Annotated in this window: 22 protein-coding genes, 1 pseudogene and 1 riboswitch; of the genes and pseudogenes, 3 read left to right on the plus strand and 20 right to left on the minus strand. The window is 41.2% G+C overall.

What is annotated here, in order from left to right; all coding sequences use genetic code 11:
• Positions 1–94: 94 nt before the first annotated feature.
• From MHI33_RS12870 to MHI33_RS12925, 12 genes are all read right to left on the minus strand, one after another.
• Positions 95–1,876 (minus strand): ATP-binding protein, encoded by a 1,782-nt coding sequence (locus tag MHI33_RS12870; protein WP_003216141.1) that lies wholly within the window; start codon positions 1,874–1,876, stop codon positions 95–97.
• Positions 1,873–2,595, minus strand: a complete 723-nt coding sequence (locus MHI33_RS12875; RefSeq protein WP_003215596.1) for a response regulator transcription factor — start codon at positions 2,593–2,595, stop codon at positions 1,873–1,875. Before MHI33_RS12875 ends, MHI33_RS12870 begins: the two co-directional genes overlap by 4 nt.
• A gap of 87 nt (positions 2,596–2,682) precedes the next feature.
• Positions 2,683–3,861 (minus strand): c-type cytochrome biogenesis protein CcsB, encoded by a 1,179-nt coding sequence (gene ccsB, locus MHI33_RS12880; RefSeq protein ID WP_050943828.1) that lies wholly within the window; start codon positions 3,859–3,861, stop codon positions 2,683–2,685.
• Complete coding sequence (gene resB / locus MHI33_RS12885; protein WP_106067106.1) at positions 3,845–5,524, minus strand: cytochrome c biogenesis protein ResB; 1,680 nt, start codon at positions 5,522–5,524, stop codon at positions 3,845–3,847. The genes ccsB and resB overlap by 17 nt, the downstream gene beginning before the upstream one ends.
• A 1-nt stretch (position 5,525) precedes the next feature.
• Positions 5,526–6,056, minus strand: coding sequence for a thiol-disulfide oxidoreductase ResA (gene resA, locus MHI33_RS12890; RefSeq protein WP_106067107.1), 531 nt, complete (start codon positions 6,054–6,056; stop codon positions 5,526–5,528).
• 90 nt (positions 6,057–6,146) lie between these two features.
• A complete protein-coding gene (gene rluB, locus MHI33_RS12895; RefSeq protein WP_065098434.1) occupies positions 6,147–6,881 on the minus strand; it encodes a 23S rRNA pseudouridine(2605) synthase RluB in 735 nt (244 codons plus the stop codon).
• Between the two features lie 137 nt (positions 6,882–7,018).
• Positions 7,019–7,555, minus strand: a complete 537-nt coding sequence (locus MHI33_RS12900) for a spore maturation protein (protein ID WP_003216139.1) — start codon at positions 7,553–7,555, stop codon at positions 7,019–7,021.
• A 4-nt stretch (positions 7,556–7,559) separates the two neighbouring features.
• On the minus strand, positions 7,560–8,147 hold the full coding sequence (locus MHI33_RS12905; RefSeq protein WP_012010425.1) for a nucleoside recognition domain-containing protein: 588 nt from the start codon (positions 8,145–8,147) through the stop codon (positions 7,560–7,562).
• Positions 8,135–9,286 (minus strand): D-alanyl-D-alanine carboxypeptidase family protein, encoded by a 1,152-nt coding sequence (locus MHI33_RS12910; RefSeq protein ID WP_065098323.1) that lies wholly within the window; start codon positions 9,284–9,286, stop codon positions 8,135–8,137. The genes MHI33_RS12905 and MHI33_RS12910 overlap by 13 nt, the downstream gene beginning before the upstream one ends.
• Before the next feature lie 311 nt (positions 9,287–9,597).
• Entirely contained in the window at positions 9,598–10,077 is a 480-nt protein-coding gene (locus tag MHI33_RS12915; RefSeq protein ID WP_065098324.1) for a YpuI family protein, read from the minus strand.
• Positions 10,078–10,190: 113 nt separating this feature from the next.
• Positions 10,191–10,784 (minus strand): SMC-Scp complex subunit ScpB, encoded by a 594-nt coding sequence (scpB, locus tag MHI33_RS12920; protein WP_034661126.1) that lies wholly within the window; start codon positions 10,782–10,784, stop codon positions 10,191–10,193.
• Complete coding sequence (locus tag MHI33_RS12925; protein WP_106067109.1) at positions 10,774–11,532, minus strand: segregation/condensation protein A; 759 nt, start codon at positions 11,530–11,532, stop codon at positions 10,774–10,776. Before MHI33_RS12925 ends, scpB begins: the two co-directional genes overlap by 11 nt.
• A 208-nt stretch (positions 11,533–11,740) precedes the next feature.
• Here MHI33_RS12925 and MHI33_RS12930 point away from each other — a divergent pair, with 208 nt between their 5' ends.
• On the plus strand, positions 11,741–11,833 hold the full coding sequence (locus MHI33_RS12930; RefSeq protein ID WP_012010430.1) for a YjcZ family sporulation protein: 93 nt from the start codon (positions 11,741–11,743) through the stop codon (positions 11,831–11,833).
• 97 nt (positions 11,834–11,930) lie between these two features.
• On the plus strand, positions 11,931–12,455 hold the full coding sequence (locus tag MHI33_RS12935; protein ID WP_044141077.1) for a DUF309 domain-containing protein: 525 nt from the start codon (positions 11,931–11,933) through the stop codon (positions 12,453–12,455).
• A 24-nt stretch (positions 12,456–12,479) separates the two neighbouring features.
• Here MHI33_RS12935 and MHI33_RS12940 read toward each other — a convergent pair whose 3' ends face one another.
• From MHI33_RS12940 to MHI33_RS12970, 7 genes and pseudogenes are all read right to left on the minus strand, one after another.
• Positions 12,480–12,833, minus strand: coding sequence for a GNAT family N-acetyltransferase (locus MHI33_RS12940; RefSeq protein WP_003215830.1), 354 nt, complete (start codon positions 12,831–12,833; stop codon positions 12,480–12,482).
• Between the two features lie 113 nt (positions 12,834–12,946).
• Positions 12,947–13,411, minus strand: a complete 465-nt coding sequence (gene ribH / locus MHI33_RS12945; protein ID WP_012010433.1) for a 6,7-dimethyl-8-ribityllumazine synthase — start codon at positions 13,409–13,411, stop codon at positions 12,947–12,949.
• Positions 13,412–13,458: 47 nt separating this feature from the next.
• A pseudogene (gene ribB, locus MHI33_RS12950) lies at positions 13,459–14,064 on the minus strand (3,4-dihydroxy-2-butanone-4-phosphate synthase); the annotation flags it as partial.
• A gap of 11 nt (positions 14,065–14,075) precedes the next feature.
• Positions 14,076–14,726 carry a riboflavin synthase gene (gene ribE / locus MHI33_RS12955; RefSeq protein WP_065098326.1) on the minus strand — a complete coding sequence of 217 codons (651 nt, stop codon included), beginning with the start codon at positions 14,724–14,726 and terminating at the stop codon, positions 14,076–14,078.
• A 254-nt stretch (positions 14,727–14,980) separates the two neighbouring features.
• Positions 14,981–15,122, minus strand: a riboswitch (FMN riboswitch).
• 103 nt (positions 15,123–15,225) lie between these two features.
• A complete protein-coding gene (locus MHI33_RS12960; RefSeq protein WP_003215701.1) occupies positions 15,226–15,570 on the minus strand; it encodes a hypothetical protein in 345 nt (114 codons plus the stop codon).
• A gap of 224 nt (positions 15,571–15,794) precedes the next feature.
• On the minus strand, positions 15,795–16,028 hold the full coding sequence (locus MHI33_RS12965) for a DUF2164 domain-containing protein (RefSeq protein WP_003215556.1): 234 nt from the start codon (positions 16,026–16,028) through the stop codon (positions 15,795–15,797).
• A gap of 156 nt (positions 16,029–16,184) precedes the next feature.
• Positions 16,185–16,766 (minus strand): TetR/AcrR family transcriptional regulator, encoded by a 582-nt coding sequence (locus tag MHI33_RS12970; protein WP_065098328.1) that lies wholly within the window; start codon positions 16,764–16,766, stop codon positions 16,185–16,187.
• A 250-nt stretch (positions 16,767–17,016) separates the two neighbouring features.
• On the opposite strand from MHI33_RS12970, the gene MHI33_RS12975 reads away from it, so the two are divergent.
• Positions 17,017–18,273: an MFS transporter gene (locus MHI33_RS12975; protein ID WP_065098329.1), complete on the plus strand. Its 1,257-nt coding sequence runs from the start codon at positions 17,017–17,019 to the stop codon at positions 18,271–18,273.
• A gap of 36 nt (positions 18,274–18,309) precedes the next feature.
• Here MHI33_RS12975 and MHI33_RS12980 read toward each other — a convergent pair whose 3' ends face one another.
• Positions 18,310–18,747, minus strand: a complete 438-nt coding sequence (locus MHI33_RS12980) for a peptidylprolyl isomerase (RefSeq protein WP_003215505.1) — start codon at positions 18,745–18,747, stop codon at positions 18,310–18,312.
• Positions 18,748–18,933 lie beyond the last annotated feature (186 nt).

Genomic DNA, 18,933 nt, shown 5'->3' on the forward strand with positions numbered 1-18,933 from the left:
GTTTAACTTCTCCTTAAAAATATGAAAATAAAAAAAACACTTCTTTTTCTTTCGAAAAGAAGTGTTTCTCATGTAACAAGATTCTTCGTCAGGATTAGACGAGTTCCTGCTTTTTTCTCGGAATATAAAAGGTAAAGTGTGTACCTGTACCCGCTTTGCTATGTGCATGAATGGAACCTTGATGTGCTTCTACGATGTTCTTCACAATCGCAAGGCCAAGTCCAGTACCAGAACGCCCTCTTGTTCTTGCCTTATCCGCTTTATAGAAACGTTCGAAAATAAATGGCAGATCCTCTTCTGGGATTCCGCTTCCTGAATCTTTCACATCCATTTTCAAACCGCTTTCCACCGATTGAACCGAGAAGTGAACCTCTCCGCCCTCTGGTGTATGACGAATCGCGTTATCAATGAGATTCGTAAACACCTGTTCAATCTTATCCGGATCGAGTACAAAGTACGGTTCATCCACTTGAATGTCATATGTGAGATCAACTTGCTTTTCTTTTGCTATGCCAAGAAACTTGCGGTAAATCTTCTCGGTCAGCTCTTCTGTATCTGTTGATTCAAGATTAAGTGTAATATGGCCAGCTTCCATTCTCGCTAGGTCTAGAAGATCGTTCACAAGACGTCCCATTCGAAGTGATTCGTCGTAAATAATTTGCGCAATCTCTTTCTTTTCCTCTTCTGAGCCAGCAATATCATCTACAATCGCCTCACTATATCCTTGCAGCATTGCAATTGGAGTACGAAGTTCATGACTGACATTGGCAATGAAGTCTTTTCTCAGCTTATCAAGTCTTCGTTCCTCTGTCATATCACGAAGGACCGCAACTGCTCCCCTAACGTCCTGCTGATTATAAAGCGGAGACATGAGAAGAACCCAAGTACGTCCTTGCAGTGTGACTTCAATCATTTGCTCTTTTTCCGTACTGACGGCTGTATGAAATAGTTCTCTCGCTTCTGGAGGCAGTTCATCTCCATCTTTGATCTTCATATTTTGCTCGTAATACCATGCCTGCAAGAATCGTTCTGCAGGAGGATTCGTCATGAGGATCGTTCCATCAATATTGATGGTGATCACACCATCGGCCATACTGCTTAAAATATTGGACAAATGCTCTTTTTCTTGATTTAAAGCTGTGATATGAAATTTAAGCTGCTTGCCCATTTGGTTAAAGGCGATGGCCAGTTCTCCAATTTCGTCTTGCGTTAATATAGGAATCTTTGTATCAAATTTCCCTTTCGCCAGATCCTGTGCTCCCTCTTTCATCTTTCTAAGAGGATAGGTGACACGTGTTGATAAGAAGAAAGCGAATATAGTGGTCAGAACAATGGCAATTCCGGCTGCTAGGAAGATATAACGCGTCGTATGTTTTGTTGTTTGCTCTACCGCAAGTAATGATTGAGAAAGAAAGACCATGCCTTTTTTTCCGTTTGCCTCAAATGGAACACCGACAACAATTCGTTCATCTTTATGATTGCCTGCATTTGGTTCTGCACGTTTACTGATTTTTTTACGATCTTTTAGCGCTTGATTCAAATCACCGTCTGCTTCAATTTGTTTCTTTGTAATCGCAGGAAGCTTCCCGTCTTTTTCAGACGAATACCACTCTAGCCCGTCCTCTTGGATAATCGCAATACTCGTCAATTTGTCAGCAAGCTCTGATGTAATCGACCTTGCGAGCGATTGATCGTCGTGGCTTTCTAAAATGACCGCCACTTTATTTGCCATTTGCGTTAAATCTGACTTTGCTTCTTCTACATGGTAATTTTCAATAAACTCTAAAAGAAGCACGGTTAAAATAGATAAAACGATTAGGACGAGGAAGAGAATGGTTAACCATAGCTTTCCAACGACACTTTTCCACAGTTTCATTCAGCGCCGACCTCAAATTTGTACCCGACACCCCATACCGTCACGATTTTTTTCGCAGCTTCTGGTGACACTTTATTCAGCTTTTCGCGAAGTCGTTTGACGTGAGTATCGACTGTTCTCAAGTCTCCAAAGAATTCATACTGCCATACTTCTTTTAACAGCTTCTCTCTGTCATAAACCTTATCCGGTGTTTTCGCAAGGAAATATAAAAGCTCATATTCCTTCGGCGTGAGACTGACTTCTTTGCCATCAGCTGTCACTCTATGCGCGTCGTGGTCAATTGAAAGATGAGAAAACACAAGTACATCTTTTGTTGTTGTACCAGTATTGAGATAAGACGTTTGAGAAGACCTTCTGAGCAATGCCTTCACACGTAAAACAACTTCACGTGGGCTAAAAGGTTTGACGATGTAGTCATCCGTACCTGCTTCAAACCCTTGCACGCGGTTGGCTTCTTCTCCTTTTGCCGTCAGCATAATGATTGGAGTCGCTTTTTTGTCTCGAATTTGATTACACACTTCGATCCCATCTGTGCCAGGCATCATTAAATCGAGCAAAATGAGATCATAATCTGTTTGGAGTCCTTTTTGAATAGCCTCATCTCCATTTTCAGCTTCATCGATTTCATAATTTTCACGTTCTAAATACATTTTTAAAAGGCGGCGAATTCTTGCCTCATCATCTACGACTAATATTTTCGTTTGAGTTGTGTGTTCCATTAGACAATCCTCCTGCTTTCTCCGTTGTTACATTCATTTTAACAAAAAGCCGAATCGATTCATAAAAAGTTGGCCTTTTTCATGTGATTACGCGTAAGAATGAAGCCCTGCAATCACAAGATTGACAAAGATGAGATTAAACATAATGATGGCGAATCCGATGACAGCTAACCAAGCGGACTTTTCGCCATGCCAGCCCCTGGATAAGCGAAGATGAAGGTAGGCTGCATAAAAGAGAAACGTAATCAAAGCCCATACTTCCTTCGGGTCCCAGCCCCAGAACCGAGTCCATGCAATTTGCGCCCAAATCATTGCAAAAATGAGCCCGCCTAACGCAAATACAGGGAAACCAATGGAAACAGCTCTGTATCCAATTTCATCGACTAAATCTAGGTTCACTTGTTTCACGAGCGGTTGAAGCAGAGCGCTCAGTCGTTTGCGAATGATCAAGCGAATCAGTCCATACAAAATCAGCCCCGTGCCGAATGACCATAACACCGTATTGACCTTTCTTCCTGAAAAAACAGGCGGCAAATCAACAAACGGTTCCAAACGATCTTGCGTCACAAGCTCTCCTTTATGAGGTCCAACTAGAGCCGGGAGCTCATAGACCATCACACTTTCCTCTTTATTTTTATCGACCCAATTAAATTTTGCTTCGTATCCTGTCATTCTAAAGATGGACGTGACTGCGATAAATGCAAGTGTAACAACAATCATAAACATGACGAGCTCCAAACCAAATGTCTTCTTCCCTGGCTTTGTTTGATCGACATGCTTTAATAAGAAGATGACACCTGCCACAAAGCTGATCGCTAAAATGGCTTGCCCTAGTGCTGCTGTTGTCACGTGAATATAAAGCCAATTACTTTGTAATGAAGGAATTAGCGGTGATATATCAGACGGGAACATACTTGCATAGGCAATAATCAATAAAGCGATTGGAAGTGTAAATAAACCAAGTACCGACACTTGATACACAAAATATAAAATGATGAATGCGAGCACAAGCATCATGCCAAAAGCCGTTGTGAATTCAAACAAGTTACTGACTGGTGCATGACCAGACGCCATCCACCTTGAAATAAAGTAGCCAAATTGACTTAAAAAACCGATGATGGTGAGCGTAATGCCGATAAGTGCCGCCTTATTCCTGCGCGGTCCATCAACTTTCTTTTTTCCTTTAATGGCACCACCAAAAAAAGGAACTGCCGCTAAATACAATAGAAAAGCTGCAAATAACAGGTTTTCACTGACTGCTGCCATCTAATCCTTCCCCCTTGCTTTTGCTGATACTTGTTGTATCAGGCAGTTCTTTTTGATCAACTGGCTGTTTGATGCCACTGTCACTTAGTAACACGCCAAGATCAGACTTTAAGCCAAACCAGTTTTTGTTTGTGTGTCCTGCCACAAATACTTTTCCATCCTTTGCAGACAGCCAAATTCTTCTATGCTGCCAATACATCCCCTGCACGACACCAATCATGAAGATGATCCCGCCTACGATGAGCACCCCAAGAGTTAAATCTTTTCTCACCGTCAATCCCGTGACGTTTTTCGTTTCCACTCGATCAAACTTCATTTTATATAGGTTATTATCAGAGCCCTCTACTGTCTCTTGAATCGCCACAAAGCTTTTTTCACCTTTAGGCTTTTCAGGAGAAACCATTTCAAACACGAAAGCAGGATTATTTGGATTCCTTGTTTTCGTACTCGGTGTTCCATCATCGTCAAAATAAAAATCAGGGAGATAGCTCATCACTTTGACTTTGTAACCGCTACCAAGATCATATTCTGACTTAGGCTCCAGCAAATTAATCTTCACTGTTCCGAAAGATTTTTCTGTATCTTTACGAATCAGCTGAAAGACCATTTGATCGAGTTCATTTTGTTTAAAATCCACTTGATATAGTGAGAATTGATCAAACTTGAGCGGTTCGTTCACTTTAATATCGTGTTCTGATACCTGCTTCAGCTTGGGCTTTTCACCAAACACAACTTCCCCTTCACGTTTGTATAAAGTGGCATCGGTTTTATAACTTTTCACTACTTGACCGTCGCCAGCTCTTTCAATCGCATTCTCAAACACTTCTTTTTCATTTCCAGTTTCATAGCGGTCAATTGAAAATGCATTATTTTTCAAAAAATATTGACCATCTGTGCCTGGAATTGGGGCAGTTTCACCCTCTCTAACCCACAGCGTTTCATCCACATACATGCCTGGGACAAACCGGAGCATTGATCCAATGAGAAAGATGATTAGTCCAATGTGATTGACGTAAGGGCCCCAGCGTGAGAAGCGGCCTTTTTCCGCTAAAATATGTCCGTTTTCTTCTCGCACGCGGTAACGCTTTTGTTTCATTGCTTTCTTGATGCCTTCATATGTATGCTGATCTAACGTTTTATCTGTCTCACTGAACAGACGCTGTCTTCTCATAAAGCCTTCTTTTTTGATAACCCCTTGGTTTTTGAGTGCTCGATAAAGAGGAATAACCCGATCGAGACTGCAAATGACAAGGGAGATTCCGATGGATGCAACTAAAGCTAAAAACCACCAAGAATTATAAAGATCATGGAATCCAAGTATGTAATACAGCTTGCCAAACGACCCATATTGCTCTTCATAATAGGTGGAAGCAGATGCACCTGGCGGAATAAATCGCTCCTGCGGAAAAATCGTTCCTAATGAGGAAGCAAGCAGTGTGATGACAATCAGCCACACACCCACCTTAACGGAAGAAAAAAAGTTCCATACTTTATCAACAATCGTTTTGTTGTATGTTTGCGAGCGTCTCGCACTGCCGTCATATCTCATATCAAGCAGCTTTGAAGAGTTTTTTTCTTTAGTCGCAATAGGATTCCCGCAAGATTCACATAAAACAGTACCGATTGGATTAATATGTCCACACTCGCATTTTACCTCTTTCATTCTATGACCCCTTTGGTTTAATCAAATTCATATAATCATAGATTTGACGTTCTGTCATGGTTCCCTTTATGACTTTGATTACCCTGCCTTCAGGATTAACTAAAAGCGTGGTTGGTAGTTGTCCAATATCATATGCCTCTGTTACTTGACGATCTTTGTCCATGGCAATAGGAAAATTCACGCCATAGGATTCCATAAAATTTTTCACGGCAATCTTGGATTCTGCAACATTGACTGCAACAATTTCCACACCGCGATCCTTGAACACTTCATATTGATTTGCCATGTAAGGAAATTCTTGTTTACACGGACCACACCAGGTCCCCCAAAAATTAAGAAAGACGCCTTTGCCTTTTAAGTCCTTTAGTTCAATCCGTTCCCCATCCACAGATTGAAGGACAAAGTTTGGCGCAATAGATCCTTCTTTGACCCGATCCTGTTTGGCAAATACTGAGTTATACATGGTATAACATAGTGCAGCAAGCATCACGAGGAGAATGCCCGTCCTTATGAAAAACCGTCTTTTTTTCATCTGAAGTACCCCTTCCCCATAGACATTCAGGTAAATTATAGCATTCTCCTTCTTTTGATGCTTCTTCATTTTTTGAAGTTTATGTGAAAATTAAAAAGCGCTTTTCCCGTGATCTGCAATTGCTCTCAGGCGCTTTACTTCATGCGGTGTTAATTCTCTGCGGTCTCCTGGTCTCATACCTTCAATATGAAGGAACGCATATTGCTCTCTTTTTAGCTTTAACACATCATGACCGATCGCTTCAAACATGCGGCGCACTTGTCTGTTTCTGCCTTCATGAATGGTTAATTGAACAATAGATGTCTGCTTTCGTTTATCGATAGAAAGCATCTTGGCACGAGCACGTGCAGTCTTTTTATGATCTAACATAATCCCTTTTTCTAGCTTTCTAAGCAATTCCTTTGATGGGATGCCTTTTAGCTTCGCTGCATATGTTTTATCAATTTCGTATTTCGGATGCATGAGCTTATGGGCAAATTCCCCGTCATTTGTAATTAAAATCAAACCGCTCGTATCATAATCTAAGCGGCCGATTGGATAAAGGCGCTGCGGGATGTCATCAAAGAAATCTGTGACAACCTTACGTCCTTTATCATCCTCGGCAGCTGAAATGACGCCGCGCGGTTTATAAAGCATAAAGTAAACCGGTTCTTCTCTTTCAAGCTTTAATCCGTTGACTTCAATTTTATCTGAAGAGCCCACTTTTACTCCGAGCTCTGTCACTGTTTTACCATTAACGGTAACTCGTCCTTCTTTAATTAATTCTTCTGCCTTTCGTCTAGAAGCGACGCCGGCATGTGCAATTACTTTCTGTAAACGTTCCATTTTGTCTTTCACCTCATGTACTATCTTACTTGCTTGACTTAAAACAAACAAGCATTCGTGGAAAAATAAGCGATTCGTCTGTTTAATTTCAGCTAAAAAGCAATTTCCCATCCATTGAAAGACAAAAAAGCGCCTCTTTAGGCGCCGCTAAATAACAAACTGACGATGATGACAGATGCAATGATTCCAATGAGGTCCGCTAACAGACCTACTTTCAGCGCATCTCCCATTTTTTTAATACCGACTGCCCCAAAATAGACCGTTAAAATGTAGAGAGTGGTATCAGTTGACCCTTGCATGACAGCTGCGAGCTGTCCGATAAAAGAATCTGGTCCATATGTCGCAATGAGGTCTGATGTCATCCCGAGTGCAGCCGTGCCAGATATCGGACGAATAAACGCAAGCGGCACCACTTCTGCCGGGAAGCCGATCGCTGTAAACACGGGTTTTAACAGTCCCATGACAAAATCAAGCGCACCAGACGCGCGGAATATCGTAATGGCCACGAGCATGCCGACTAAATAAGGAATAATTGAAAAGGCAATTTGAATACCTTCTTTCCCGCCCTCAACAAATGTTTCATAGGTCGGTACCTTTTTAATGGTCCCCGCAATTAAAATTCCTGCGATGATCAGTGGGATCAAAGCAAGTGACAGCCAGTTAATAAATGACACGAGATCACCCCCGCCTGCTTCTGCGATAGTGGAAATAGCGATCAATGAGAATGGCACCGATTCCTGAAATGAGTGTCGCCAAAATGGTTGGTCCTACAATGTCTGTTGGCTGATCTGCACCATAGGTCATTCTAATCGCAATGACGGTTGTTGGCACGAGTGTGATAGAGGATGTGTTGACCGCTAAAAATGTAATCATGGACCGGCTTGCTTCATTTTTCCCGCCGTTTAATGCTTTCATCTGCTCCATCGCCTTAATCCCAAGCGGTGTAGCGGCATTCCCGAGCCCAAAGAAATTCGCCATAAGGTTGGACAAAATATATCCCATCGCGGGATGGTTAGGCGGAATATCCGGAAATAGCTTTGAAATAAAGGGACGGCACAATTTACTAAAGAAATTTAACAGACCAGCCTCTTCTGCAATCTTCATCAGTCCGAGCCAAAAAACGAGGACACTAATCAAACCAATTGAAATGGTCACTGCTTCTTTTGAGCCCTTAAATACAGCTTCGTTTACTTCCTCCATCGTTCCGTTGAACATCGCATACACAAGACCGATGACAGTGAGGAATACCCAAATTAGATTGACCATGAAGATCCGCCTATAGATGTCTGAAAGACAGACTTAAACATTTCTTGGAAGCTTTTTTGAGGCATTCGATTTCGTTTATTTTCATAAAAAATCGGTACTTGCTCGATCACCTGACCATCTAATAAAAACGTCATTTGCCCTACAACATCTGGGATGGTTTCGGCGTTTTTTTTCCACTTCTTTTGAGGAGTAAGCATTTCCGTTTCAATTTCTACTAGTTTTTTCTCATCTTCATTTAAAAAATAGTCCACATCACGTTTGATAAATGCCTTTTTTTCGTAAAAGGTTCCTTTTAATGAAGCGAGTCTTCCTTTTTCAGCAAGTTCGTATGTTTTATAGTGATCAAATGCATATTCAAACATAGAGATATGATCCTTCCAATCATCTGGCGCATTAATGGTCACAGCGATCAGCGCCGCATCCCCTTTTGCCGCAGTAGAGACAAGTGTCCGTTTTGCAAGCTTCGTATACCCCGTTTTCCCACCAGTTGAATATTTGTATAATCCGGTGAGTAGCTTGTTTTTATTTTTCCAATAGCCTTCCATCGTTTTCGCTTTATAGAAAGTCGTGCCCGCAATTTTTTGATATTGTTTATGCTCCATGGCGTATTTTGTTAAGATAGCCATGTCATAGGCTGATGAATAATGATGTTTATGATCATCGAGTCCATGCGGATTTTGAAAATTCGTATTCTCCATTCCTAGTTCAGATGCTTTTTGATTCATCATAAAAATAAATCCTTCTAAGCTGCCGCCCACATGCTCTGCAATGGCAACAGCTGCATCATTTCCAGAACGCAGCATAAGTCCGTATGTCAAGTCTTCTAGGCTCACCTTCTGCCCTTCTTTTAAATAAATCGATGAGCCCTCTGCTTGAATCGCGCGCTTTGATACTTTGACGGTGTCTTTCATTTTTCCTGATTCAATGGCTAATACTGCCGTCATAATTTTCGTAATACTGGCGATTCTTCTTTTTTCATGCTCGTCCTTTCCAAATAGGACTCTGCCTGACTGTCCATCTATTAAAATGGCGCTTCTTGCACTCACCGATAATGACATATCTGCTTTGGCATGTGAGGAAAAAGGCAGTAAGAGTGTAAATAGAAGAAGGACTGCTGTTCCAATTTTTAAATAGGGCATGTTCATTCACGTCCTTGTCCGTTTTGTACAAGTGTATGCGCGGCTGAAAAAGTTATGATGCCTCGTCCATAAAAAAAGCGTCTCTATATGTAGAGACGCCTAGATAGTTGACAAAGGGTTAAAATGATCTTTATTTTAGCCCTTTGTCTTCTTTTCAGCGTGATTGAAAACCTTTGAAGTCTAGGAAGGGCGAGCACTGGCGCGGAGCGAATTGAACATTCGTGAGCACCAGTGCGCAGACCTGACAACGAATGCGAGGGTTTGTCTACACGCTGAGCGTCTCTATATGTAGAGACGCTTTTTCCTCTTGCTTATACCATTTTCATTTGCTGATGAGATGTCGTATATTCTAGCTCTTCTCTCATCGCTAAAAAATCTTTTTCTAATGAAGAAAATAATCGTTTGATCTCAGCGGATACTTCATGGTGGAAAACAATGCTGCTCTTTCCTGTATATGCGGAACGGCTGTCTTCATACCATGTATCCTTTTTCGGCGTGAAAAACTCTTCAATACATTGATGATAAATACGGTGAAGCGTCTGCTGCGCGGCTTGCTGCGGGAATGTCTGTTGCTGGCTGATTTTCCTGCAAATTGCCGCTGCATCCTCGCTGTACACTGCAAGCTTCCGTAATGTATTCAATATGTCACAATAATAGGCTTCCGCTTCAGGGTTTAATCGTTTCATACTTGATAAGGTAGCTTCGTTCAGAAAACCATTCATTTCAGTTGCAACCTTTGATAAAAAGACGCCTGCTTGATCAACTTGAGCCTTTACATTCATATGTGCCATTTGTTTTGTGTTTACCTTCCCCTCATGGCTTTATGACCATTTTATCTGACATCAATAGATGTTAGACCTAAAATCTTTTTTATATTTTATCATACATTTTTCATTCTTTTGAACTATTTTATTTCTTCAAATGTTTGATTGAAGTTTTCAAAAAATAGATCAGCTTCTTCTTGTACACCATCTGCTTCCACATTCTCTGGAAGCGGCGGTAATTCATCCAATGCCTTTAAGCCAAACTGCTCTAAAAAGGTAGGTGTTGTCCCATAAAGAATTGCTCGCCCAGGGCCATCGGCACGTCCAACTTCACAGAGCAGCGCTTTGGCTACTAAACTATGGAGCACCCGCTCTGATTTGACTCCTCTGATTTCTTCTACCTCACTGCGTGTGATCGGCTGTTTATAAGAAACGATTGCGAGTACTTCAAGTGCTGCTTGAGACAAACCTTTGGATGGGGTCTCGACTAATTTTTTCAAATAAATGCTGTATTCCTTTTTCGTCAGCAGCATATAAGAATCTGCATATTCAATGAGCTCAATTCCACGTTCTTGTTTTTGATACTCTTCCTTTACGGCAGACATCATGTCGAGTAACGCTGCCTCTTCTACTTCAAGAACAGACATGAGCTGTTTTTTTGTTAAGCCTTCGTCACCTGCTGCATAAAGCAGCGCTTCTATGATGGCTTTCCAATTCACGATATCAAGCGTCATGAATCGTTTCACTCCCTATTATATAAATGTCTTCAAAGTTTCCTTCCTGCTCTAACATGATTTGATGACTTTTCATCAATTCAAGAACAGCAAGAAACGTCACGACAAGGTGCTCCTTTTGATCATGTTGAAATAGAGTCATGAAATTGGTCCGCTTTTTCGTTTTTTTTAAATGTTTCATAATCTCATTCATTTTGTCTTCAATCGGGATTTCTTGTCTTGTAATCCTAGATGGTGCTGGTTTCGTTATTTTCTTTCGGTTCAATACCTTTTGGAACGCACCTAACATATCATACACCGTGACATGCAGGTTTGTGTCCTTCGCTTCCGATTCTTTTGCAAATTCGCTTAAATCACTCGGAGGTTTTGTAAAGGCATTTTGCCTTTCTTCCTCGCGTTCCTTTAGTTCTTGTGCTGCATCTTTATACTTTCGGTATTCAATCAGTTTGCCAATCAGCTCTTCTCGAGGGTCCTCTTCCTCTTCAAGCAGGTCTTCATCAAATAGCTCTTCCTCTTGTTTCGGAAGGAGCATTCTGCTTTTAATACTCAGGAGGGTTGCAGCCATCACCAAATATTCACTTGCCACATCAAGTTCAAGCTCCCTCATGGTATGCACATATAATAAATACTGCTCCGTAATTTTAGCAACGGGAATATCATAAATATCAATTTCCAACCGGTTGATTAAATGTAAAAGCAAGTCCAAAGGACCTTCAAACGAATCTATTTTCACCTGATATTCCAGCATTTTTTCTCACCATTTCTACTGTCTTCTAAGTACCGTTTCACCGGCTAACCTTTAGTATAAGACAGGATAAAGCTCTCGTCCAATATAATTTCGACCATGATGTCCTAGGCGAAATAAGAAAAACAGTGGTTTCGCCCATACCACTCAGGGCATTTATACATAGAATACCATTGTAAACAGAACTGATGAAAAAGGAGGCCGTATCATTATGGGAGATGGCTATAACTTTGGCGGAGGTTTCGCGCTTATTGTCGTGCTTTTCATCTTGCTGATCATCGTTGGCGCGGCTTGGGTTTATTAAAGAAACAGAGCGTCCTTTCACGAAGGGCGCTCTTTCTTCTTTTCTTTTCTTTTCTTTTCAATATGTTAGACTGAGAGTGGAAAAGGAGATGACCACTGTGTATCCTGAAGCGTACGTGGCTTTTTTACATGAATTTCATACGACAAGAGATTATTTTGAGTGTCATGAAATTCTTGAGGAGTATTGGAAGGAAGACCCGCCTGAGCAGCGCAAAGAATATTGGGTTGGCTTCATTCAGCTTGCCGTTGCTTTGTATCATCAAAGACGGGGAAATGGAAAAGGTGCAAAACGGCTCATTTCAAATAGCCTCCACTTGCTGGAAGCAAACCGGCCCGTATTATCGAACCTCGGTCTGGATGATGAGGCGTTTCTCAAACTTCTGAGAACGCTGAAGAAGAAAATGGCTGAAGACATGCCCTACGAAAGTGTGATGCTCCCGATTAAAGATGAAGCGCTCCTGTCTCTATGCCAAGAAACGGCTCAAAAAGAAGGACTGATCTTTGGTCAGGAGAGCAACTTATCCCACACATTTTTGATCGAAAAACATAGACTGCGTGACCGGACAGATGTATTGCTTGAACGAAAAAAGCAAATCGAACGTAAAAAAAGCAGAGGACTGTAGCCTCTGCTTTTACATGTGTGATATTTAGTTTGTTTCGCTGTGACACTTATGAAAGAAGCCTTGCGTTAATTCATTTGGAATGAGTGTTTTGGTTTTGAATACCTCTTCCACGGCTAAAACCATTTCCTTGCCGATTCCTTGATCTCGATGGGATGGATTCACACTAATATGCTCGATTTGTACTTGGTCGTCTGTTTTCAACACACCAATAGCACCTACGATATCCTCGCCATCTTTCCAAAGGAACAGCTGCCGATTTTCATCCATTTCATATGACTTCATCGTCTGCTGAAGCTGTTTGACGTCTTTCTCACCCGGCATGAAGGAGAGTAGCCCCATGGCAATTTTTTCAAAAGACCTCTTATAACGAATTAACATATATACCCCTCAATATTCAAATTATCCTTATGTCCAGCAAATGTCTCACGAATCATTTGCTCATCACACATTATAAACATTTTTATACCGTTTTTAAACTCTTTTTCACTAAATTAACGAAAGGTACGGTTGAGATTCGCCATTTCAATGGCAGCTGCAGCCGATTCGCTGCCTTTATTTCCAGCTTTTGTACCGGCTCTTTCGATAGCTTGTTCAATGGATTCTGTTGTTAGTACACCAAAGATAATCGGTACCCCTGTTGACATGGCACTTTGAGCAATTCCTTTAGCGGCTTCATTACAAACATAATCGTAGTGAGTTGTTGCGCCCCGGATTACAGTTCCAAGTGTAATGACGGCATCGTATTTCTCTGTTTCAGCGAGTTTTTTTGCCATGTACGGAATTTCAAAAGCACCCGGTACCCACACGACATCAATATCGTCACCGTTTGCTCCGTGTCTGAGCAATGTATCTTCTGCTCCATCAAGCAGTTTACTTGTAATAAAGTCATTAAATCTTGCGACGACAATTGCAAATTTTAGTCCTTCTGCTACTACATGCCCTTGTATTGTATTCATATGTTGATCATCCTTTTTTGTGATTTTTATTTTGTTTCGATCGTTGCTGTTTCTTTATTATTTAAATAGGTCTGCAATGCTTCTATTGTCAGCATTTTTAAACCGTGCTGTTTTTGGATCTCTTTTAGTTCTGGAACGCGCGCCATTGAGCCATCTACATTCATAATTTCACATATGACACCCGCTGGCTCTGAACCTGCCAGTTTCGCAAGATCTACTGCCGCCTCCGTATGACCTGGTCTTTCTAGTACACCGCCTTCTTTTGCAATGAGCGGAAATACATGACCTGGGCGGGCAAATTCTTCTGGTGTTGCGTCTTTATTTAACATGGCAAGCATAGTCGTAGAGCGCTCAAAAGCACTAATACCAGTCGTCGTTTTTACATGATCAATGCTCACTGTAAATGCTGTATGGTGAGCATCTGTATTTTCTTCTACCATTGGATGCAGGTTCAGGTGTTTGGCAATCGACGCATGGACCGGTGTACAAATGAGGCCTCTTCCATGTAAAGCCATAAAGTTAATCACTTCAGGCGTGGCATGCTCAGCAAGTGCCACAAAATCTCCTTCGTTTTCTCTGTCTTCATCATCCACAACGATAATGATTTCTCCTTCTTTTAGAGCATTTACTGCTTCTTCTACTGAATGATACATACAATCGCCTCCTAGAATCCGTGCTCTTTTAAAAATGATGGGGTCAATCGGGATGGCTGCTTTTCGCCTTGTTCTTTTGTTAAAAAGCGATAAATATATTTACCGATCATGTCACACTCTATATTCACGATCTCTCCCATAGATTTAGTCGGGAAAATAGTTCCTTCAAGCGTATGGGGAATAATAGAGACTGTGACGTGTGAATCTTGCAAATCGAAAATGGTTAAGCTGACACCATCTATTGCGATCGAACCCTTTTGCGTGAGCATATCTGTGAGGGTCTTTTCCATCTCTAAATCATAGTAAATGGCATTACTTTTCTTTTCTATTCGGGTAATGACTGCTGTCCCGTCAACATGTCCTGAGACAAAATGACCGCCGAATCGTCCATTCGAGGACATGGCCCGCTCTAAATTCACTGGACTGCCTGATGTCAGCTGATCCAGTGATGTCGCTTTGACCGTCTCTGGCATCACATCTGCTGTGAACTGTGCTTTTGTAAAGCTTGTGACTGTAAGACATACACCATTGATCGCAATACTGTCTCCAAGGTGAACATCTTCTAGCACACGGCTGCACTGAATGACAATTTCCATGGCATCTGCTGACTTTTTGCTTAATGACTGAACCGTGCCTACTTCTTCAATTATCCCCGTAAACATGTGATCCTCCCTTTCTTTTCATTTGTATTTCTCACTTTATAAAAAAGCGATGTTAGGGACATGTGATCGATTGAGCACCTTCGTCGCTTTTTATGGTCCATACAAGGTAGATGAGGGATCACCTAATAAACACTGCATGCCGGTCTATTAACTACATGTACATACAGAAAGCCCCGGAATAAATTCCGGGGCTTTGGCTTTTTTGCATCAGAAATAAAACTATGATCAACAAATATTTTTTGTTCATAGCTTTCTTTATCCTTCTCCCATCCAGACTTTCACTGTCGGCTTCAGCTTTTCACTGAATCAACCGTTAATAAATTAACGGGTCACGGGCTGTAAAGCATTTGCTTTATTACCGTCGGTCGGGATTTTCACCCTGCCCCGAAGGATACAATCGATATTTAGCTGTCCTTGGGGCTATTATAGCGATCCTTGTTGTCAAATGCAACAATCAAGATTTCTCACAAAAAAGCCTCCTTATAGGAAAGGAGACTTGTTAATTAACGACTTTTACTACTTTTATAAGACCATCTATTCTCTTTTCATTACTAAAGTAGGCTTTAATACGATCACCTTTCTTCAAGTCGGCCACATCATCTTCGAATTTCTTTCCACTAAAAATGATTTTTGTGCCGTTTTTTGCTTGACCGTAATATTCATCTCCGTCAATTTTCGTAATGGTATATTCATAGATGGTATAATCTTTATCATTATTTGTTAAGCTTTCACCAATGGCTGTTGGCACATCTTCAATTTTCATGCCATTCATGTATAAATAACCTGCACCTAAACAAAGCAGTAAAACAAATAAGATGGCCATTTTCAATTTAATTTTCCCCATATTTAGAACCTCCATCATCTGCACTTCGCCTATTTGTATGTTTTATTCCTTCTTTTGATGAAATAAAACCAAAAAAGCTGATTTCCATTAATGGTTACTTATATAACGATTGAGATGGACCTTTGGTTCCACCTTTTCATCATTACATATGATACGAATATGCGTTCTTTATTAAGGGGGTCTCTTTCCTCTTTATCGGTTAGCAAGGTACACATCATTAATGATCATCTTTTTTCGAGTGCGAATAAATCTTCCTCTAACAATTGCGATCTCTGAACAGCGATGTTCCGGCTGTCACGAACCCCTTGATTATAATAATAGCTTCCAAGGTTTTTTGTGATAAATTCTAGTATATTGATGGCTGCTAATTCACCAATTTCTTCTTCTCGTTCTTCGGCAAAATAACGCTGAATGGCAATCATCATTTGATTTTTTTCTTCTTTTGTTAATGGTTTCAAATTATCTCCTGCTTTCTTTCAGCATGACCCGCTTTTTAGATTTGTACTGACAATGTGGCGACACCCACAAATACGAATGTTTGTTCTCTTATCATATCACAAAATCGAATTTTGTCCATCACTCTTATAGTAGGAGGATGCCATAGCATGTTGTCATTATTTTAATATGGAAAGTATCGTCGCTACAGAATGATCTACAAATGAACGCTCTGGACGAGATTTCATGAGGACGGTCAGTCCAATGAAAGAAACGACCAGTGTTTGTGCTAAAGCTTTAGCATTCAGGCTTCTTTTGAGCTCACCCGAGCGAATACCTTGAACAATTCTTTCTTCGAAAATGACGGAAAGATACATCTGATGCTCTCTTGTAAGAATTTCAAATTTCTCTTCGTGTGGCGCAAGTTCCACTATTGTATTGATGCAAAAACACCCTTTACTCGGACCATCTCTATATTCCTCGTCTATTAAATCTGCAAATAATGCATGAAATGCTTCCTTGACAGAAAGATTGTTTTGAAGTTTTGTTCGAATATGAGCAGCATGCTGCTTTGTATATTTGCGTAATGCGGCCTCAAATAATTCCTCTTTATCTCCAAACGCTGAGTATAAACTTGGCCGCTGTATTCCCATTTTTTCAGTCAAATCACTTAATGTAGTGGCCCTATACCCCTTTTCCCAAAAAAGCACCATTGCCTCATCCAACGCTTTTTCCTTGTCAAATTCCCGTTGTCGAACCATCAGCAATTCCTCATTTCAACATTAAAATTTCTTCACAAAGTCAGACATCTATTTTTTGATATTATTCTCTATTTGATTACCAATCGGTATATTATAATTTTATTTTATCGACGTATGATTGTCAAATTGCCTTCCTCTTTCAAGATGAAAGTATTGACTTTAAAATGTTTTGTTGGTTATCCTTAACCAGAATCATAATATACCGATCAGTATATTATACTTTTTAGTACAAAAGGAGACGACGACATGCATGGTGAAAGAAAAAATCACTTCCATAGAACATCTTGAATTAGAAACGACTCATTTACAAAACAAACCGAAACAAGCGATGACTCGCTATATGGTTCTGCTTTTTGCGTCAGCCTGCGGGATGGCAGTTGCAAACATATACTTTGCACAACCGTTATTAGACTCCCTCGCATCCGAGTTTGGCATCTCCTATTCATCCATTGGCATCGTCATTACGATTACTCAGCTTTGTTATGCACTAGGACTGGTACTGATCGTACCACTTGGTGATCTGTTCAATCAAAGGCGGCTCATCATGGCTCAGATGCTAGTATCCGTGTTATCTCTGATTCTAGTCGGCATCGCCCCTACTGCCACCGTCCTGTTTATAGGGCTGGCTGCCGTCGGCATGCTTGCTGTGGTCACTCAGGTACTCGTAGCGTTCGCAGCGACATGGGCTGCTCCTGAAGAACGAGGCCGTATCGTGGGCTTGGTTCAAAGTGGCATTGTGATTGGTATTCTTCTCGCACGAACGTTTGCTGGTGTACTAACTGATCTCGCCGGCTGGAGGTCAGTCTATCTCGTGTCTGCGGTTATGATGCTCATCATAACCGCTGTGTTATACCGGTATCTCCCGCGCACTGCCAGCAAGAGAGCGTCTATATCCTATATGAAGCTGCTCGCTTCAATGTTTACATTGTTCAGACAAGAACGAATTCTTCGCATCCGAGGCATTCTGGGTTTACTGATCTTTATCGTGTTTGGCACGTTGTGGACTTCGCTCGTGCTGCCTCTCAGCAGCTCGCCATACAATCTTTCACATACGGCGATTGGTGCATTTGGTCTTGCCGGAGTTGCTGGTGCATTAGGCGCGGCTCGGGCTGGAGGCCTTGCTGATCGAGGCTTAGGACAATTAACAACTTGTATAGCCCTTGTCCTATTATTCGTTTCATGGTTTTTTATCTTTTTCACTGAATATTCACTTATTTTATTAATCATCGGTATTATTATTCTTGACCTATCTGTGCAGGCCGTACATGTGACCAACCAAAGTATGATTTTCACAGTGCTGCCTGAGGCGAGAAGCCGGCTCACTGCTGCTTATATGATTTTTTACTCCATCGGCAGTGCGACTGGTTCCATTGCTTCCACTAGCATATACGCAAACAATGGCTGGAGCGGAGTATGTTTATTTGGCGCCTCTGTCAGCGCCATTGCCCTTTTATATTGGTTCATCACCTACCGCCTCACGGAACAAATAACCGTAAAATCAGATTGATAATAAAAAAACACCGCGTTTAAGCGGTGTTTTGGATTAAGCATCGAAAACTTCGACTTTTTCCATTCCTTGGCCTTGTTCCATATCTAGAACAGCCTCGATACCAGATGTTACTTTGCCAAAAACAGTGTGAACACCGTTTAAGTGCGGCTGCGGGTCATGGACGATAAAGAATTGGCTACCGCCCGTGTCTTTACCAGCATGCGCCATTGATAATGAACCTCTTTCGTGTTGATGTGGATTCCCTTCTGTTTCACATTTAATTGTGTAACCAGGACCACCAGTTCCATTACCGTTTGGATCGCCACCTTGGCTTACGAAGCCTGGGATAACGCGGTGGAATTTCAATCCATCGTAGAAGCCTTCATTCGCTAATTTTTCAAAGTTTGCTACTGTACCTGGAGCAGCCTCTGGGTATAGTTCAAACTCAAGTTTCTTACCATTCGTTAGTTGTATGTATCCTTTTTTCGCCATTTTTCACATTCTCCTTTCAGGTTAAACAACGCTCATTATAGCACATTTTCGGTCATGTTAAACATCCCCTGCTCTTGATTGTGATTTACCTCTTTTCTTAGGATTGATACAATAGAAGAGCTTGATCCTTTTTTCCTATTAAATTGGTGACAGAATGAGCAACATGTCTTTATTTTTTGGAAAAGG

This window comes from Bacillus sp. FSL K6-2971 (genome assembly GCF_038006405.1).
Classification (GTDB): Bacteria; Bacillota; Bacilli; order Bacillales; family Bacillaceae; genus Bacillus; species Bacillus pumilus.

Excerpts from the sequence above, each read along its gene's own strand:
- ccsB (WP_050943828.1), bottom strand. The coding sequence starts at position 3,861 with ATGGCAGCAGTCAGTGAAAACCTGTTATTTGCAGCTTTTCTATTGTAT.
- ribH (WP_012010433.1), bottom strand. The coding sequence starts at position 13,411 with ATGAATACAATACAAGGGCATGTAGTAGCAGAAGGACTAAAATTTGCA.
- MHI33_RS12925 (WP_106067109.1), bottom strand. The coding sequence starts at position 11,532 with ATGCTGGAATATCAGGTGAAAATAGATTCGTTTGAAGGTCCTTTGGAC.
- MHI33_RS12910 (WP_065098323.1), bottom strand. The coding sequence starts at position 9,286 with ATGCCCTATTTAAAAATTGGAACAGCAGTCCTTCTTCTATTTACACTC.
- resB (WP_106067106.1), bottom strand. The coding sequence starts at position 5,524 with ATGAAAGAGGTAAAATGCGAGTGTGGACATATTAATCCAATCGGTACT.
- MHI33_RS12980 (WP_003215505.1), bottom strand. The coding sequence starts at position 18,747 with ATGGCGAAAAAAGGATACATACAACTAACGAATGGTAAGAAACTTGAG.
- MHI33_RS12875 (WP_003215596.1), bottom strand. The coding sequence starts at position 2,595 with ATGGAACACACAACTCAAACGAAAATATTAGTCGTAGATGATGAGGCA.
- MHI33_RS12870 (WP_003216141.1), bottom strand. The coding sequence starts at position 1,876 with ATGAAACTGTGGAAAAGTGTCGTTGGAAAGCTATGGTTAACCATTCTC.
- ribE (WP_065098326.1), bottom strand. The coding sequence starts at position 14,726 with ATGTTTACGGGGATAATTGAAGAAGTAGGCACGGTTCAGTCATTAAGC.
- rluB (WP_065098434.1), bottom strand. The coding sequence starts at position 6,881 with ATGGAACGTTTACAGAAAGTAATTGCACATGCCGGCGTCGCTTCTAGA.
- resA (WP_106067107.1), bottom strand. The coding sequence starts at position 6,056 with ATGAAAAAAAGACGGTTTTTCATAAGGACGGGCATTCTCCTCGTGATG.
- MHI33_RS12940 (WP_003215830.1), bottom strand. The coding sequence starts at position 12,833 with ATGTTAATTCGTTATAAGAGGTCTTTTGAAAAAATTGCCATGGGGCTA.
- MHI33_RS12960 (WP_003215701.1), bottom strand. The coding sequence starts at position 15,570 with ATGGGGAAAATTAAATTGAAAATGGCCATCTTATTTGTTTTACTGCTT.
- MHI33_RS12915 (WP_065098324.1), bottom strand. The coding sequence starts at position 10,077 with ATGGCACATATGAATGTAAAGGCTCAAGTTGATCAAGCAGGCGTCTTT.
- MHI33_RS12930 (WP_012010430.1), top strand. The coding sequence starts at position 11,741 with ATGGGAGATGGCTATAACTTTGGCGGAGGTTTCGCGCTTATTGTCGTG.
- MHI33_RS12905 (WP_012010425.1), bottom strand. The coding sequence starts at position 8,147 with ATGGTCAATCTAATTTGGGTATTCCTCACTGTCATCGGTCTTGTGTAT.
- MHI33_RS12975 (WP_065098329.1), top strand. The coding sequence starts at position 17,017 with ATGGTGAAAGAAAAAATCACTTCCATAGAACATCTTGAATTAGAAACG.
- MHI33_RS12970 (WP_065098328.1), bottom strand. The coding sequence starts at position 16,766 with ATGGTTCGACAACGGGAATTTGACAAGGAAAAAGCGTTGGATGAGGCA.
- scpB (WP_034661126.1), bottom strand. The coding sequence starts at position 10,784 with ATGACGCTTGATATCGTGAATTGGAAAGCCATCATAGAAGCGCTGCTT.